The sequence below is a fragment of the Micromonospora sp. NPDC049230 genome (assembly GCF_040647875.1).
GTDB lineage: Bacteria > Actinomycetota > Actinomycetes > Mycobacteriales > Micromonosporaceae > Micromonospora.
Genome location: NZ_JBEZCZ010000018.1, coordinates 1 through 15,520 on the forward strand (window position 1 = coordinate 1; position 15,520 = coordinate 15,520).

The 15,520-nt window shown below is 71.4% G+C and carries 14 protein-coding genes; 7 read left to right on the top strand and 7 right to left on the bottom strand.

Annotated elements, in window-relative coordinates; all coding sequences use genetic code 11:
- Positions 1-128 precede the first annotated feature (128 nt).
- Together AB0A95_RS17040 and AB0A95_RS17045 are read right to left on the bottom strand one after the other, a co-directional pair.
- Entirely contained in the window at positions 129-1,697 is a 1,569-nt protein-coding gene (locus AB0A95_RS17040; RefSeq protein WP_357556678.1) for an MFS transporter, read from the bottom strand.
- Between the two features lie 81 nt (positions 1,698-1,778).
- Entirely contained in the window at positions 1,779-2,450 is a 672-nt protein-coding gene (locus AB0A95_RS17045) for a transcriptional regulator (protein ID WP_357556679.1), read from the bottom strand.
- A gap of 190 nt (positions 2,451-2,640) precedes the next feature.
- Between AB0A95_RS17045 and AB0A95_RS17050 the strand changes: the two genes are divergently transcribed.
- The gene (locus tag AB0A95_RS17050; RefSeq protein ID WP_357556680.1) at positions 2,641-3,498 is read left to right on the top strand and encodes an SPFH domain-containing protein; all 858 of its coding nucleotides are present in this window, start codon (positions 2,641-2,643) and stop codon (positions 3,496-3,498) included.
- Positions 3,499-3,626: 128 nt separating this feature from the next.
- Entirely contained in the window at positions 3,627-4,133 is a 507-nt protein-coding gene (locus AB0A95_RS17055; RefSeq protein WP_357556681.1) for a DUF5980 family protein, read from the top strand.
- On the opposite strand, the gene AB0A95_RS17060 is transcribed toward AB0A95_RS17055, so the two are convergent.
- Positions 4,087-4,359: a hypothetical protein gene (locus tag AB0A95_RS17060; protein ID WP_357556682.1), complete on the bottom strand. Its 273-nt coding sequence runs from the start codon at positions 4,357-4,359 to the stop codon at positions 4,087-4,089. The genes AB0A95_RS17055 and AB0A95_RS17060 overlap by 47 nt on opposite strands.
- 23 nt (positions 4,360-4,382) lie before the next feature.
- Between AB0A95_RS17060 and AB0A95_RS17065 the strand changes: the two genes are divergently transcribed.
- A complete protein-coding gene (locus AB0A95_RS17065; RefSeq protein ID WP_357556683.1) occupies positions 4,383-4,670 on the top strand; it encodes a hypothetical protein in 288 nt (95 codons plus the stop codon).
- Between the two features lie 93 nt (positions 4,671-4,763).
- Here AB0A95_RS17065 and AB0A95_RS17070 read toward each other — a convergent pair whose 3' ends face one another.
- The 3 genes from AB0A95_RS17070 to AB0A95_RS17080 form a co-directional block, all read right to left on the bottom strand.
- Positions 4,764-5,930, bottom strand: coding sequence for an alcohol dehydrogenase catalytic domain-containing protein (locus AB0A95_RS17070; RefSeq protein ID WP_357556684.1), 1,167 nt, complete (start codon positions 5,928-5,930; stop codon positions 4,764-4,766).
- Positions 5,927-7,381: an aldehyde dehydrogenase family protein gene (locus AB0A95_RS17075; RefSeq protein WP_357556685.1), complete on the bottom strand. Its 1,455-nt coding sequence runs from the start codon at positions 7,379-7,381 to the stop codon at positions 5,927-5,929. The genes AB0A95_RS17070 and AB0A95_RS17075 overlap by 4 nt, the downstream gene beginning before the upstream one ends.
- Before the next feature lie 104 nt (positions 7,382-7,485).
- Complete coding sequence (locus AB0A95_RS17080) at positions 7,486-8,142, bottom strand: TetR/AcrR family transcriptional regulator C-terminal domain-containing protein (RefSeq protein ID WP_357556686.1); 657 nt, start codon at positions 8,140-8,142, stop codon at positions 7,486-7,488.
- Between the two features lie 97 nt (positions 8,143-8,239).
- On the opposite strand from AB0A95_RS17080, the gene AB0A95_RS17085 reads away from it, so the two are divergent.
- Both AB0A95_RS17085 and AB0A95_RS17090 read left to right on the top strand, forming a co-directional pair.
- Complete coding sequence (locus tag AB0A95_RS17085) at positions 8,240-9,412, top strand: acyl-CoA dehydrogenase family protein (protein ID WP_357556687.1); 1,173 nt, start codon at positions 8,240-8,242, stop codon at positions 9,410-9,412.
- An 88-nt stretch (positions 9,413-9,500) separates the two neighbouring features.
- Complete coding sequence (locus tag AB0A95_RS17090; protein WP_357556688.1) at positions 9,501-10,016, top strand: peptidoglycan-binding domain-containing protein; 516 nt, start codon at positions 9,501-9,503, stop codon at positions 10,014-10,016.
- A 33-nt stretch (positions 10,017-10,049) separates the two neighbouring features.
- On the opposite strand, the gene AB0A95_RS17095 is transcribed toward AB0A95_RS17090, so the two are convergent.
- Positions 10,050-11,087 (bottom strand): aminotransferase class V-fold PLP-dependent enzyme, encoded by a 1,038-nt coding sequence (locus AB0A95_RS17095; protein WP_357556689.1) that lies wholly within the window; start codon positions 11,085-11,087, stop codon positions 10,050-10,052.
- 146 nt (positions 11,088-11,233) lie between these two features.
- Between AB0A95_RS17095 and AB0A95_RS17100 the strand changes: the two genes are divergently transcribed.
- Together AB0A95_RS17100 and AB0A95_RS17105 are read left to right on the top strand one after the other, a co-directional pair.
- Positions 11,234-14,500 carry a COR domain-containing protein gene (locus tag AB0A95_RS17100; protein WP_357556690.1) on the top strand — a complete coding sequence of 1,089 codons (3,267 nt, stop codon included), beginning with the start codon at positions 11,234-11,236 and terminating at the stop codon, positions 14,498-14,500.
- A 115-nt stretch (positions 14,501-14,615) separates the two neighbouring features.
- Entirely contained in the window at positions 14,616-15,488 is an 873-nt protein-coding gene (locus AB0A95_RS17105) for a DUF4231 domain-containing protein (protein ID WP_357556691.1), read from the top strand.
- Positions 15,489-15,520 lie beyond the last annotated feature (32 nt).

Genomic DNA, 15,520 nt, shown 5'->3' on the forward strand with positions numbered 1-15,520 from the left:
ACCCCCGCGCCCACCCGCCCCCTCCACCCCGCCCTCCCGCCCCGCCTCCCCGCCGCGGCGGCTCCGCGGTCGCCCGGGCGACCGCGGAGCATCGGCAGTGGACGTCATGTCCGCCATTCTTTACGGACCTACACCGTTCCGGCCAGCTCGGGTTCGGCGACCGGAGCCGCCGGGGCGACGCTGGTCTCCTCCCGGCCCGGCATCCAGCGCAGCACCACGATGATCCCGACCGCGGCGATGACCGCGGAGAGCCCGGCCGCCCAGTGCATGGCGGTGACGAAGGCGTCGTTGGCCGCCGAGATCAGCGACGGCGCCGCCGGGCCGAGCTGGCCCGCCGCCGCGTACGCCCCGGAGATCGACTCGTTGGCCGCGTCGCGGGCCTGCGTGGGCAGACCGGTCAGCGCGTCACCGATGTCGCTGCGGTAGACCGCGGAGAGCACCGAGCCGAGGATCGCCACGCCGAGCGCGCCGGCCACCTGCCGGATGGTGTTGCTGACCGCGGAGCCCACACCGGCCTTCTCCCGGGGCAGAGCCGACATGATCGACTCGGTGGCGGGCGGCATGATGTTGGCCATCCCGGCGCCCTGGATGAGGAAGACGAGCAGCACGACCCAGATCGGGGTGGAGGCGCCGATGAGCACGAACGCGGCGAGTGACACCACTGTCAGCGCCAACCCGACGGTGGCGACTGCCCGGCCGCCGTAGCGGCGGACCATCGCGGCGCTGCGCGGTGCGAAGACCAGTTGGGCGCCGGCGAAGGGCAGGAAGAGCAGACCGGTCTGTAGCGGGCTGTAGCCGCGCACCAGTTGCAGGTAGAACGAGCCGAAGAACATCGAGCCCATCGCGGCGAAGAACACCAGGCCGACGATGGCGACCGGTGCGGCGAAGCGGGGCACCTTGAACAGCCGGACGTCCAGCGACGGGTGGTCGCTGCGCCGCTCGTGCTGGACGAACCAGGCCAACACCGCGATGCCGACCAGGATCGAACCCCAGGCCACCGGGCGGTCGAAGCCGTGCTCGCCGCCGTCGATGATGCCGTAGGAGAGGGCGACAAGGCCGACCACGGAGAGCAGCACGCCGAGCACGTCGACGCGGCCCGGCCGCGGGTCACGCGACTCCGGGACCAGCAGCGCCACCAGGACCACGCCGGCGACGACCACCGGCACGTTGATCAGGAAGACCGAACCCCACCAGAAGTGCTCCAGCAGCGCGCCGCCGAGGATCGGGCCGATCGCCACGGCGAGACCGACAGCGCCGGCCCACACACCGATGGCCCGACCGCGCTCACGCGGGTCGAAGACGTTGGAGATGATCGACAGTGTCACCGGCATGATGGCCGCGCCGCCGACCCCCATCAGGGCGCGGGCCGCGATGAGCTGGCCGGGGCTCTGGGCGTACGCGGACAGCAGCGACGCCAGGCCGAACAGCACCAGACCGATCATCAGGAAACGCTTGCGTCCCGCGCGGTCGCCGAGCACCCCGAAGGTGAACAGCAGCCCGGCGAAGACGAGCGTGTAGGAGTTGATGGCCCACTCCAGCTCGCCCTGACTGGCCCCGAGACCGTGTGTCGGGTCGGCCAGGGTGCGCAGTGCGACGTTGAGGATGGTGTTGTCGAGGACGACCACGAGGAGGCTGATCACCAGCACCCCCAGGATCGCCCACCTCCTCGGGTGGCCCGTGTTGTTGTGCAGCTCCATGCCGTGTTTCCCCCCACGCTTTCCCCGCGACGCAATACGATACGGGTCAGACTCGTAACGCGGGCCAGCCTACGACGCTCATTAACGATACGGGACCGATCCGTATCGTAAGTGGTGCGCATCACGCCCTGGTGGGACGGCCAGGACGGCGGCCACCGCGTCCGACAGCGTGCCGAGGTGCGCCGCCCGCGCGGTCAGCGGCTCGATCCAGCCCGGCCCCGCGCCGTACACCCGCAGGCGCGGAAAGTCCCGGGCCAGGCGCACCAGACGGTACGCGCGGCCGGTGACCGGCGTCTGTGACCAGAGCACGACGGTGTGCGGGCGTGCCCGGTACACGGCGCTGGTCAGCGCGGACCAGGGCAGTGCGGGGCCGAGCTGGAGACAGCCACGGCCCTGCTCGCGCAGCGCGGCGGCGAGCGCGTGCAGACCCAGGCAGTGCGTCTCCTGTTCGGCGCCGGCCAGCAGCACCCCGTCGGCGGGCAGTGGCCGGCCCGGCTCCCGGCGGTGTACGTCCAGCCCGACCCGGACCCCCTCGCAGAGGGCGTGCTCGACGATGACCTCGGTGGCGTCGCGCCCCCGCAGCCGGGCCAACAACGGGCGGCAGACCTGCTCCCAGAGCGCCGGTACGCCCCAGGCGTCGGCCAACTCCAGCGCCAGCGTGGCGACACCGGTGCCGTCCAGGTCCTCGGCCGCCAGCGACACCTGCTTGTGCGCGATCTCCACGGCCTCCGCCGGCATCGGATCGGTCAGCACCAGACGTACCCCCCGGTAGACGTTCGCTACCCGGGAGTTCGCCGGAACGAGGCGCGGCGGATGCGCCGTGGCGGGATTTCTCGGCGACGGGCCGCCAGCCGGCGGGTCAGCGCGGCGACACCGCCCCGTCCGACTTGACCGGACCTCCTAGATTGAAGATCCACACAGCCCAGCGGAAGGCCCCCACCCCATGCCCGTCGGCTTCACCATGGCGATCGTCCTCGCCGTCGCCCTGGCGGTCAGCGCCGTCCTGGCACTCGCCGCGCCCGCGCGGCCACTGAAGCGGATGGCCGGCCTCGCGGCACTCGTCTTCCTCGCGCTCACCCTGCTCGTCGGCGTCACCGCCAGCGCCCACTCGGTCCCCATCCGCTCGGTCGGCATCGTCACCAGCTTCGGCAAGCCCACCGGCGAGGTCACCGGCTCGGGGCTGAAGTGGGTCGCGCCCTGGCAGAAGGTCGGCGAGTGGGACGCGGGCCGGCAGAAGTACGACCACATCGGTGGCGACAACTGCGTACGGGTCCGCACCGGCACGCTCGCCGACGCCTGCGTCGAGGTGCTCATCGAGTGGCAGGTCAAACCGGAGAACGCGCCGAAGCAGTTCATGGACTACAAGGGCGAGTTCGACAGCTTCCGGGGCCAGCGGGTGGGTGTGCAGCTCGACAGCGCGACGAACGACGCGTTCGCCGCGTACAACCCGCTGGAGAAGATCGACGCGCGGACCGGTGACCTCAACGTCGACCTGAAACCGTTCGCGGCCAACATCAAGACCAGCGCGGAGGCCCGGCTCGCCACCGACGTGGACATCCTCTCGGTGACCATCACCCGGGTGAACCACGACGACAAGACCGAGGGCAACATCAAGGCGTTCCAGGACAAGCTGGCCCAGACCCGCAACCTGGAGCAGGACCGCAAGAACGCCGAGATCTCCAAGCAGATCACCGAGACCAACGCGACCGTCGACAAGGTGACCCGCTGTCTGGAGATCGCCGAGAAGAACGGCGCCAACCCGGGTCTCTGCATCAACCCCGGCATCGTCACCGGCAAGTAACCGCAGGCGGCCTGGCGTCGGTCGCCGGCCTCTTCTCAGAGCCCTCTGAGATACCTCTGCCAGTCTGGTCGGCGGGCCGCGCTGTTCGCTGACGTCCCGTCGAACGGCGGTTGCGGGATCGTCGTCGCATGTCTCGCGACGTCGTCGTTCGGCCCGCCCGCACCCATGTCAGTCGCAGAGCTTGGGAGTCGATGGTGACGTTCTTCCGCACAGCCCGACAGATCGCCGCCGCCGCGACGGCGACAACGCTGCTCGCCCTCGTCGTCGGCGCGCCAGCCTCCGCGGCGCCCGCCGCGAAGACCACTGCCACCCCGTCGACCTGGACGCTCGTCGACCTGCCGCAGCGGATCTGCGCCACCCCCGACGATCCGCGCACGCTCTACTACTTCGTCGTTCTCGACGGGACCTGGTCGATGCCGATCAGCGTCGGCTACACCGGCATGCCCGACGGCACCGAGGTGTACAGCCCGCTGACCGCCCTTCCCGGTTCCGGGGACGGCCACACCGTCCAGGTCCTGGCCGCGTTCCGCCTGCACGACGCCCCGCTCGGCCGGTACGTGCCGCAACTGCGGGCCACCGGCGGCGTCGTCACGCAGAGTGTCCCGGTCGTCCTGGAGATCCGGTCGTCCTGCTGAGAGCGGCTGTCCGGTTGGGTGTGCTGCCGTACTCGTCGGTGATGCGCCCGGTGATCTCCGGCAGCACCAGCACGTCGATGGCCAACGCACTGACCACGAGCGCGAGTTGGAGTTTGTCGAACGGGCCGGCCGGGGCCAGCCGATCACGGGCCGAGAGCGAGTAGAGCAGCAGCCCCAGCACCACCGAATCGCCGGCACGGGCAGCTTGGGTGCCACGAACGGACACGATCCGGGTTAGCCTTGGCGCATATGGCTACCTTTCGCAGCGCCTCAGTGCTCCTCTCCGCCGACGGCACCAGGACCCCCGGCACCGCCGCGCTCTTCGCCGAGCCGGCCCGCAGAGGCGGGATTCCGCCGTGGGCGGGTGACTTCCGACCCGCCAACAGCGCCGGCAACGGCCCCAAGAACGCGATCGGAAAGACCTTCACCCTGGAGCTGCCCGACGGCAGCACCGGCAAGGTCGTGGTCCAGAGCCTCAAGAGCGGCAAGGGCGGCGTCGTCCTCGCGCTGATGGGCGAGGACGCACCGCCCTTCTGACCGTCCCCTCGTCTCTCCGAAAGTCGGGGTGTCCTGGACGCCCCGACACCCCGACTTCACGGAAGCCGAGTCGATCAAGCAGGCCGGGGCCGCTCAGTCGAGGGTGACCACCCAGCGCGCGCCCTCGCCCCGGGCCAGCCGGTCGAACGCCGTGGGGGCCTCGTCCAACGGGACCGTGCCGCTGACCAGCACGCCCAGATCCAGCGCACCGCCGGCCAGCTCGGCGGCCAGCACTGGCACCTCCCGGTCCGGGTCCGACGAGCCGTACACCGAGGACCGCAGGGTGCGGGCGGAGTGGAAGATGTCCAGTGCGCCGAGGCTGACCATGTCGTCCTTGGCGCCCATGCCGACCACTGTCACCGCTCCCCCGCGCCGGGTCAGTCGCCAGGCCGCCCGGATGGTGGTGGCCCGCCCGACGCACTCGAAGGCGTTGTCGACGCCCCGACCCTCGGTGCGCGCGCGTACCTCCTTGGAGAGCCGGTCGTCGGAGAGCAGGAAGTCGGTGGCCCCGGCGGCGAGCGCCAGGTCCCGTTTGGCCTCGGCCACGTCGATGGCCAGGATCGTCGTGGCGCCGGCCCGGCGGGCCGCGCTGAGCACCGCTAGCCCGACCCCACCGAGCCCGACCACCGCGACCGACTGGCCGGGCGCCACCCGGGCGGTGTTGCGGACCGCGCCGAGGCCGGTGAGCACCGCGCAGCCGAGCAGCGCGGCCTGCTCCGGGGGCAGACCGGCGGGGATCGGGATGACGGCGTGCTCGGGCACCACCACCGCCTCGGCGAGCGCGCCGAGGCCGAGGGTCAGGTGCAGCGGTACGCCGTCGTCGGTCTCGCCGCGCGGCATCGTCGGGGCGGTGGTGTCGGCGCAGAGCCACGGCTCGCCGTTGCGGCACCACCAGCAGGCCCGGCAGGCCGGCGCCCAGTTCAACACCACCTCGGTGCCGACCCGCAGCCGGCTGCCCGGCCCGGCCTCGGCCACCACGCCGGTCGCCTCGTGCCCGAGCACCAGCGGGAACCTCGCGGCGATGGTGCCGTTCACCATGGACAGGTCGGAGTGGCAGACGCCGGCGGCACGGATCGTCACCCGCACCTCGCCGGGGCCGGGCGCGGGCAGGCGTACCCGCTCGATTCGCAACTCGGCGCCGACCCCGCGCGCGACAAGCGCGCGGACGGTGACCGGCGCGGCCACCGGCTCGGCGCCGACCGTCGGCGCCGCCGCAACCGGCTCACTGCCGCCCGCCGGGACCGCCTCGCCGCCGCTCATCGCTGGATCGCCTTCAGCTCGCAGAACTCGGCGAGCCCGTGCACGCCCAACTCCCGGCCCAGGCCGGACTGTTTGTAGCCGCCGAACGGGGCGAGCGGATTGAACGGGGCGCCGTTGATGTCGACAGCGCCGGTGCGCAGGCGCCGGGCCACCGCGAGCGCCGCGTCGGTGTCGGCGGACCAGACCGCGCCGGCCAGCCCGTAGCGCGAGTTGTTGGCGATCGCGACCGCCTCGTCGGCGTCGTCGAACGGGAGGACGGCGAGCACCGGGCCGAAGACCTCCTCCTGGGCGAGCGCGCTGTCGGGATGCACGTCGGCGAAGACGGTCGGGGCGACGAAGTGCCCCCGGGCCGGCACCGGGGCGTCCGGGCCACCGACGACCAGCCGTGCGCCGTCGGCCAGCGCCCGGTCGATGTGGCCGCGTACCCGCTCGACCTGGCCGGCGGAGACCAGCGGGCCGAGCCGGGTGGCCGGGTCGAACGGATCGCCGAGCCGGTAGCCGGCCACCGCGGTGGCGACCAGGTCGAGTGCCTCGTCGTACCGGTCGCGGTGCACAAGCATGCGGGTCCACGCCGTGCAGGTCTGCCCGGAGTTGAGCAGGGCGTTGCCGACGCCCACCTTGACCGCGGTGGCCAGGTCGGCGTCGGGGAGGATCACGTTCGCGGACTTGCCACCCAGCTCCAGCGCCACCCGGGCGATCCGGTCGGCGGCGAGCCGCATGATCCGTGCGCCGGTGGCGGTGGAGCCGGTGAACGAGACCAGGTCGACGTCGGGGTGCCCGACCAGGGCCTCACCCACCACCGGCCCGGTGCCGGGGACCAGGTTGAGCACACCCGGCGGCAGCCCGGCCTCGGCGACCGCGTCGAAGAGCAGGTACGCGGTCAACGGGGTCAGCTCGCTGGGCTTGAGCACCACGGTGCAGCCGGCGGCCAGCGCGGGCGCCAGCTTCGCCAGCACCTGGTGCAGCGGATAGTTCCACGGGGTGATCGCGCCGACCACGCCGATCGGCTCGCGGACGACCAGCGAGTTGCCGATGCTCTCCTCCACCGGTGGGCGGGCGGCCAGCGCGACGTGGTCGCGCAGGACCGTCAACGGCAGCCCGACCTGTACGCGGGTGGCGAGCTTGAGCGGCGAGCCCAACTCCACGGCGATGGTGCGGACCAGGTCGTCGGCGCGGGCGGCGAGCGCGGTGTGCAACCGGTCGAGGTGGGCGGCGCGCTCACCGGGAGCGGTGGCCGCCCAGCCGGGGAAGGCGGCGCGCGCCGCGGCGACGGCGCGGTCCACGTCGGCCGCCGTGCCGGCGGGCACCTGCCCGATCGACGCGCCGGTGCTGGGATTCTCCACGTCGATCACGTCGGTGCCGGCGGGAGAGGTCCACTCGCCGCCGACGTGCAGGTGGTGCCGGAGGCGCAGGGTGTCGGGTAGCTGCGACGGCGGGGCGGCGAGGTCCATGGCGTCCCTTCGGGGGTGGGCGACCGGCGGTGGGGACGGGGTCGCGGCGGGCGATGGCGACGGAGTCGCGGCGGGCGATGAAACTAGCGCTGGGAGTTTGGACGCTACCCGCTGGGCCGGGCGGACTCCACCGGGTCGACGGTGCGGGCGTACTCGGCGGCCAGACCGTGCAGCAGCGCGTCCAGGCCGAGAGCGAAGGCGCCCTCGTCCACGCTCTGCTGGTGCTCGGCGAGCCGGTGCGCCTGCCGCAGGTGCGGGTAGTGCGCCGCGTACAGCTCCGGATCCTCGACGAAGCCGCGGGCGAACGAGCCGAGCGCCGAGCCGGCCACGAAGTAGCGCAGCGCGGCGCCGATGTGGGTGGCGCGGGCCGGTGGCCAGCCGGCGCGGACCAGCCCGCCGTAGACCGCGTCGGCCATGGCCAGTGCGGCCGGTCGACGACCGGGGCCCTGCGCCAGGTACGGCACGATGTTCGGGTGCGCGGTGAGCGCCCGCCGGTACGACCAGGCCCAGTCGTGCAGCGCGGCGGCCCAGTCCCGGCTGGCGAAGCCGCTGGTGTCGACGGCGCCGGTGACCGTGTCGGCGACCGCGTCGAGGATCTCGTCCTTGGTGGCGAAGTGGTTGTAGAGCGACGGCCCGCGCACACCCAACTCGGCCGCGAGCCGCCGGGTGGAGAAGGCGGGCAGGCCCTCGGCGTCGATGAGCGCGGTGGCCGTCTCGACGATCAGCTGCCGGGTCAGCCGGGGCTGGCGGGGTCGGGGCACTGCGCTCCTCACGGGTCTCGGCCATCAGGTCTGGACGTGACAAAACTTGCAGCGCTAGTTTAAGCGTGACCGGCTACGCCGACGCCAGGAGGACCACGTGGACTTTTCGCTGACCGACGAGGAGCGGGCGGTGCGGGACACCGTCCGATCGTTCATCCGCCGTGAGGTGATGCCGTTGGAGGCGGAGGTGCTCCGGCGGGAGCGGGCGCACCAGCCTGGCCTGGACCACTCCGAGGTGCGCGAGCTGCAACTCAAGGCGCGCAAGTTCGGCTTCTGGGGCCTGGCCACCCCCGAAGAGTACGGCGGGATGAACCTGCCCGCGGTGCTCCAGTCGTTGATCTGGACGGAGCTGGGCCACACCTTCGTGCCGTTCCGCTTCGGCGGCGAGGCGGACAACATCCTGTTCCACGCCACCGAGGAGCAGAAGCAGGAGTTCCTCATCCCGACCATCGAGGGCGAGCGGCGCTCCTGTTTCGCGATCACCGAGCCCGGCGCCGGTTCGGACGCCGCGAACATCCGGCTCTCCGCCCGGCGCGACGGCGACGACTGGGTGCTCGACGGCGAGAAGACCTTCATCACCGGCGGCCACGACGCCGACTTCGCCATCGTGGTCGCGGTGACCGACCGGGAGAAGGGCGCCCGCAACGGTGGGGCCACCGCGTTCCTTGTGGACCGGTCGATGGGCTGGCGCTCGGAGTTCATCCAGACCATGGGCGAGGGTGGGCCCGCGTCGCTCATCTTCGACGGCGTCCGCGTGCCGCACCGCAACATCCTCGGCGAGATCGGGCAGGGCTTCACCCTCGGCATGGAGTGGATCGGCAAGGGCCGCTACACCATCCCCTCACACGCCATCGGCATCGCCGAGCGGGTCCTCCAGATGGCCATCGACTACGCCAACACCCGGGAGACCTTCGGCGCGAAGATCGGCACCAACCAGGCCATCCAGTGGATGATCGCCGACTCGGAGACCGAGCTGGAGGCGGCCCGCTGGCTGGTGCTGCGCTCGGCGTGGACCGTCGATCAGGGCCTGGACCCCCGGCACGCGTCGTCGATGGGCAAGCTCTACGGCGGCGGCATGGTCAACCGGGTGGTCGACCGGGTGCTCCAGATCCACGGCGGCATGGGCTACACCCGTGAGCTGCCCATCGAGCGCTGGTACCGGCAGGTCCGGCTCTACCGGATCTTCGAGGGCACCGACGAGATGCAGCGGCTGATCATCTCCCGCGACCTGCTGCGCGGGTACACGAAGATCGGCGGCCACCTGGCCTGAGAAACTGATGTCCGCCCGTCGTGAACAAAGTGGGTCCGCCGACCATCTACCCCTATGACAGCTGCTCATCAGCCACAGGGGGATGCTCATGCACCTACGAATCAAGGCCGTCGCGATGGCGATGGTCGTCGCCACTGTCGGCGCCGCCGCCATCCCGGCCGCGCCGGCGTCGGCCAACGTCAGTCAGGGCTACGTCACGGGCTCGGGCACCTGGACGGACGACTGGGGCGACGAGGGCCCGATCTCCGCGTCGACCCGCTCGTACAGCAATGTGGTCGCCATGTGGCAGAAGATCCTGGTGGCCGACGGCTACCTCGCCGCCTCCGGCGTCGACTGCCGGTTCGGGCCGGCGACGACGGCCGCGACCAAGCGGTGGCAGACCGACCGAGGTCTCGTGAGCGACGGCGTCGTCGGCCCCCGGACCTTCGCCACGGCGGCAACCCGCCTCACCACGTACGAGGGTTGGTTCTACTACGACGGGCTGGGCAGCAACTTCATCTACTTCGGGCGGCTCGCGGACGGCAAGTGGGACATGAGCCTCGGGCCTGACCTGGAGTGGCAGCCTCTCTCGTACACGAACGCCAGCTTCAGCATCTGCTCCTGACCACCGGCCGGCCGCGCCCCGGGCGCGGCCGGCCTATCCGGTCAACGCGGTCAGCGCGGCGTCCACGTCGGCCTCGGTGGAGTAGACGTGGAAGGAGGCACGGACCCGTCCGGCGCGGACCGCCGCGCGGATCCCCGCCGCCGCGAGGCGCTGCTCGGCGCCGGGCACGTCCACGCTGACGATGGCGCTCTCCCCCGCCGGCCGACCCAGCCCGGCCAGGAACCGGTTGGCCAGCGCCACGTTGTGCCGCTGGATCGCCGGCACACCGATCTCGGCGACCACCTCCAGGGCGGGCGCCGCGCCGACCCAGCTGAACCAGGCCGGTGAGATGTCGAACCGGCGGGCGTCGTCGGCCAGCCGCAGCGGCGGGCCGTAGTAGGAGGCGTGCGGGTCGCGGCCCGCGTACCAGCCGGCGGCATCCGGGCGTAGCCGTTCGCGCCGCTCCGGGGCCAGATAGGCGTACGCGGTGCCGCGCGGATTCATCAGCCACTTGTAGCCGCCCACGGCCACCACGTCGGCTCGGCTCCCGTCGAACGGCAGCCAGCCGCACGCCTGGGTCGCGTCCACCACCACCAACGCGTCGTGCGCGCGGGCCGCGGCAACGATCTCGTGGTACGCCGCCACCGCCCCGTCGGCCGACTGCACCAGGCTGAACGCGACCACGTCGGTGTCGGCGTCGATGGCGTCGACCAGGGCGTCCAGCGGCACCGTGCGAACCTTGACGCCGCGTTCCTCCTGCACCAGCCAGGGGAACAGGTTCGAGGTGAACTCGACCTCGGGGACCACCACCGTCGCCCCGTCCGGCAGGGCGGCCGCCACCGGTGCGAGGATCTGCGACACGGCCGCGCCGACCGCGACGTCACCGGCCGGCACCCCGATCAGGTCGGCGAACGCCACACGGGAGCGGTGCACCGACTCGCCCCAGCCCTCCCACGACGTCCGGCCGACCCGCCACGCGTCCAGGGCCTCCTGAAGTGCCGTCCACGCCGGCTCGGGCGGCAACCCGTAGGAGGCGGTGTTCAACCAGCCGGGCTCCGGCTTCCACAACTGCTGTGCCTGCTCGAACTCCATGCCGTCGACGCTAGGCGGGGCGACGTCGAACGGGCACGGCCAATCGGCGATCGGCGGCCTGTCAGATCCGTACGTCGACCCGATCGCGCCGAGAGTCGACCCAGCCGGCAATACTGACTGTGCATGAGGGACTACGCTGCTTCGGCATGAAGGACGGCGCGATTGTCGAGGCCAAGCGGCGCATAGCTGCCGCCAACAGTGGGCATGTCGACCTCAGCGGCCTCGGCCTGACCACTGGCGGCCTTGCCAAGCTTCTACGCGACACCCCGGCTCTCGCTGATGTGACAAGCCTCGGTCTCGCCGAGAACGACCTGGACACCCTGCCGGAGGCAGTCGCTGCCTGGACCGCCCTCACCACCCTGGACCTGAGTAAAAACTGGCTCACCGCCCTACCCGACGCAGTCGCCGCCTGGACCGCCCTCACCACCCTGCGCCTGAGTAACAACCGGCTCACCGCCCTACCCGACGCGGTCGCCGCCTGGAGGGGCCTAACCCAGCTTCACGCGAACCAGAACCGGCTGAGCGCATTACCGGACGCGGTCGCCGCCTGGACCGCCCTGACACGGCTCGATATGGACTACAACCAGCTCACCGCGCTGCCGGACGCAGTCGCCGCCTGGACCGCCCTGACACGGCTCGATATGGACTACAACCAGCTCACCGCGCTACCGGACACGATCGCCGCCTGGGTTCGCCTCGATGTCCTGTACCTCTACGAAAATCAGCTCACCACCCTGCCCGACGCCGTCGCGGCCTGGACGTCCCTCACCGAAGTGCACCTGTCCGGCAACCAGCTCACCACCCTGCCCGACGCCGTCGCGGCCTGGACGTCCCTCACCGAGCTGTACCTGGACGGCAACCAGCTCAGCACCCTGCCCGACGCCGTCGCCGACTGGACGTCCCTCACCGACCTGAATTTGGACGGCAACCAGCTCAGCACCCTGCCCGACGCCGTCGCCGACTGGACGTCCCTCACCGACCTGAATTTGGCCGGCAACCGGCTCACCGCCCTGCCCGACGCCATTGGTCGGCTCGCAGCGCTTCAGGTGCTTGTCGTACAGAACAATCCTCTTCCGCCCGAGGTGCTGGCCGCCGACGTGGAGGGCACAGACGCGCTGCTGTCGTTCCTCAGGGATGTCGCCACCGACGGGATCTCGATCTCGGAGGCGAAGCTGCTGTTCGTGGGCGCCGGCGAGGCGGGGAAGAGCACCCTGCTCGGGGCGTTGCGCGGCGAGCCCTGGCAGGATCGTCACCAGACCCAGGGCATGGAGATCAAGCCGCTGGTGGTGAGCCACGCCGGCCATGAGATCACCCTGAACGGGTGGGACTTCGGCGGCCAGCAGGCCTACCAGCCGGCACACCAGTTGTTCTTCAGTGCGCCGGCCGTCTACGTCGTCGTCTGGAAACCCCGTCCGGGTGTCGCGGCCGGCATGGTGGAGTCGTGGATCGCCATGATCGCCCACCGGGCCCCGGACGCCCGGGTCCTCGTTGTCGCGTCGCACGGCGGGCCGTCCTCGCGGGCGGACGCCATCGACGAAGCTCACCTGAAGCAGCGCTTCGGCAGCCTGATCGTCGGTTTCCACGAGGTCGACAGCGCCGTCCCGGACGACCGGCTGGAGACACTGCGGGAGGCGATCGCCGTGACCGCCGGCACGCTCCCGCACGTGCACCGTAACTACCCGGCCACGTGGCAGCGGACGATCGAGGCGGTCACGGCCGGCGGTCGGCAGGTGATCGACTACCGCGGCTACGAAGCGATGGCCGCGGCGCAGGGACTGAACCCCTTCCAGGCACGGACGCTGGCCAGTAACGCCCACCACCTCGGGAAGTGGATCTACTACGCGGACGACGACGCGCTCGCCGCGTTCGTGATCCTCCAACCGGACTGGCTCAACGTCGCGATCGCCGCCGTCCTCGACAGCCGAGACGCCGTCGACGCCCTCGGTCTCGTCCCGCACCGCATGCTCGGCAGCGTGTGGAGTGCCGCGCAGGCTCCCGACGGCACGCGCTACACGAGGGAACAGCAGCGACTGTTCCTCGCGCTCATGGGGCGTTTCGAGCTGACGTACCAGGTCTCCCTCGACGCCGCACCCGAGCCGGTGAGTCTCATCGCGCAACTCGTCCCCGCCGCCCAGCCGGACCTGCGCGGGGCCTGGGTCGAGTTCCGCCCCGGTGACCGCGAGTACCTGGAGGTGTGCCGGATCTCGGAAGGCCCCGCCGGCCCCGTGGTCATTCCCGCATCCCTGATGTACCGGCTCATCGTCCGCCTCCACCACCAGCGCTACACGGAGCCCGACTCCCTCCAGGGCGTGCACTGGCAGCAGGGCATGGTCCTACAGAGCCGGTACGGCGCCCGCGCGCTGCTCACGGTGCGTACCGGGGTCGGTGTCCAGGTCCAGGTGCGCGGCCCGGACGCCGTCACCTACCTGCGCCAGGTCACCGACGAGATCCGCTACTGCATCGAGCGGTTCTGGCCCGGCCTGAGCACCGTCGCCCTCGTCGCCTGCCGCGACGGGTGCGGCCTGCCCACGCCGGGTGCGGGTTTGTTCGATGTCGACAAGCTCATCAAACTGCGCGACGCACTCGGGCAGAGCATCGCGCAGTGCCCGATCTCCGGCTGCGACGCCCTCCCCGCCATCGACTCGCTGCTGGGCGGTTCGAGTGCGAGCCAGGACGCGCTCGCCACTCTCCAGGACGGCGTGGCGCTGATGGACAGTCATGTCCGCGGGCTGAGCCGGCGGGTGACCGAGCTCACCGACACCGTCAAGGCCAGTCTGGCGGGTGTGAACGCACAGCTCACCGCGTTGATGTGGCAACTCAACGACGAGGCCGCGGACGGACCGCGCCTGTTCACCCTCACCCCCGTCGAGGCGTCCCTTCGCAACCCGCAGTGGACCACCAGGCGGATGCGGCTGACGTTGTACTGCGAGCACTCGCTCCAGCCGGTGCACGTCCTCGAACCCGATCGGCGCGATGCCGGGGTCTACTACACGGACGTCTCCCGAGAATGGTGGACCCGAGCGGTCCCCCTCCTGAAGGCCACCACCATGCTCCTCACGCCTCTGCTGGGCGTGGGTCTGGCCGAGCTGAAACTCGATTTCAGCGAAGAGGAGTGGAAAGCCATCGAGGAGCAGGTCGCCCTGGCGAACGAGACACTGAACGCCGCGGCGGAGGCCGCGAACCACCTCACCGCGGAGGACCACAGCGCCGGGCTCGCGGATCGGGCCCCCCACGCACCGGCGTCTCCCGTCCACGCCGAGGGCGCCGTCCTCCGGACGCTGCACGTCGTGCTCCGCGCCCAGGACGTCACCATCGCCGACCTCCGCAAGGTGGTACGTCCCGACGGCCGCATCCTCTGGGTCCACAGTCAGTTCGAACACCTCTACCACAGCGGTCTGCCCGTCATCCCCTGACCGGGCTGGCTCGCTGTCGCGGCGGGTTTCGCCGTGAATCACCGCCACGAGGGCCGTCACGCTGTAGACACCACCCTCTATGTTTGGTGAAGGTTCTCCTCGGGAGGTCGACGCCATGCTGAATGCCGAGGACTTTCCGCCGTTCCAGCGGGCCGTGTCCACCGAGTCGCTACGCGGGCAGCGGATGTTCGCGTCCCTGATCGCCCTGCGGCTGTCGCTGCTCCTGCTGGCCGCGTTGGCGGGGGTCGGCACCTGGAAACTCGACAACTTCGCGGTGGGCCCGGCAATCGCGGTGGGCGCCTTCGCCGCCACCTCGATCGTGGAGGTCTTCCTCCTCACCAACCGGCCCGACGAGCGGTGGTATGTCGGGAGGGCACTGTCCGAGTCCATCAAGTCGTTGACGTGGCGATTCGCGACGGCAGCCGATCCGTTTCCCCGCTCACGCGCCGACTCCGAGTGTGTCGAGGAATTCACCGGTCGGCTGTTGGGCCTGACCAGGGACATGTCCGGGGCCGGGCTGGCGGCGCCCGCCCTGGCCGGGCAGCAGATCACGGAGGGGATGCGCACCGTACGGGCCACCTCCCTGGCGGAGCGCCGGACGTCGTACGTGAACGGGCGTCTGGAGACCCAGCGGGCCTGGTACGCCGAGCGCTCGTCGTCGAACCGCGCCCGCGCGACACGGTGGTCGGTCGCCATGCTGGTCCTGGAGTTGGTGGGGCTGGCCCTGGCGATGTCGAGGGTCGCCGGTTTCACCGACGTCGACCTGCTCGGCGTGGCCGCCGCGGCGGTCGCGGCCGGTGCGGCCTGGACGCAGACGCGGCAACACTCCGCAGTGGCGACCGCCTACGCCCTGGCGAGCCAGGAGCTCGCCGCCATGGGGTCACTGGCCAGCCGGATCACCTCGGAGGCCCAGTTGTCGCAGTTCGTCAACGACACGGAGACAGCGATCTCCCGGGAGCACACGATGTGGCGGGCACGCCGCCGCTGAAAGCCACACGCCGGCACGCCGCTGCGGGGCGC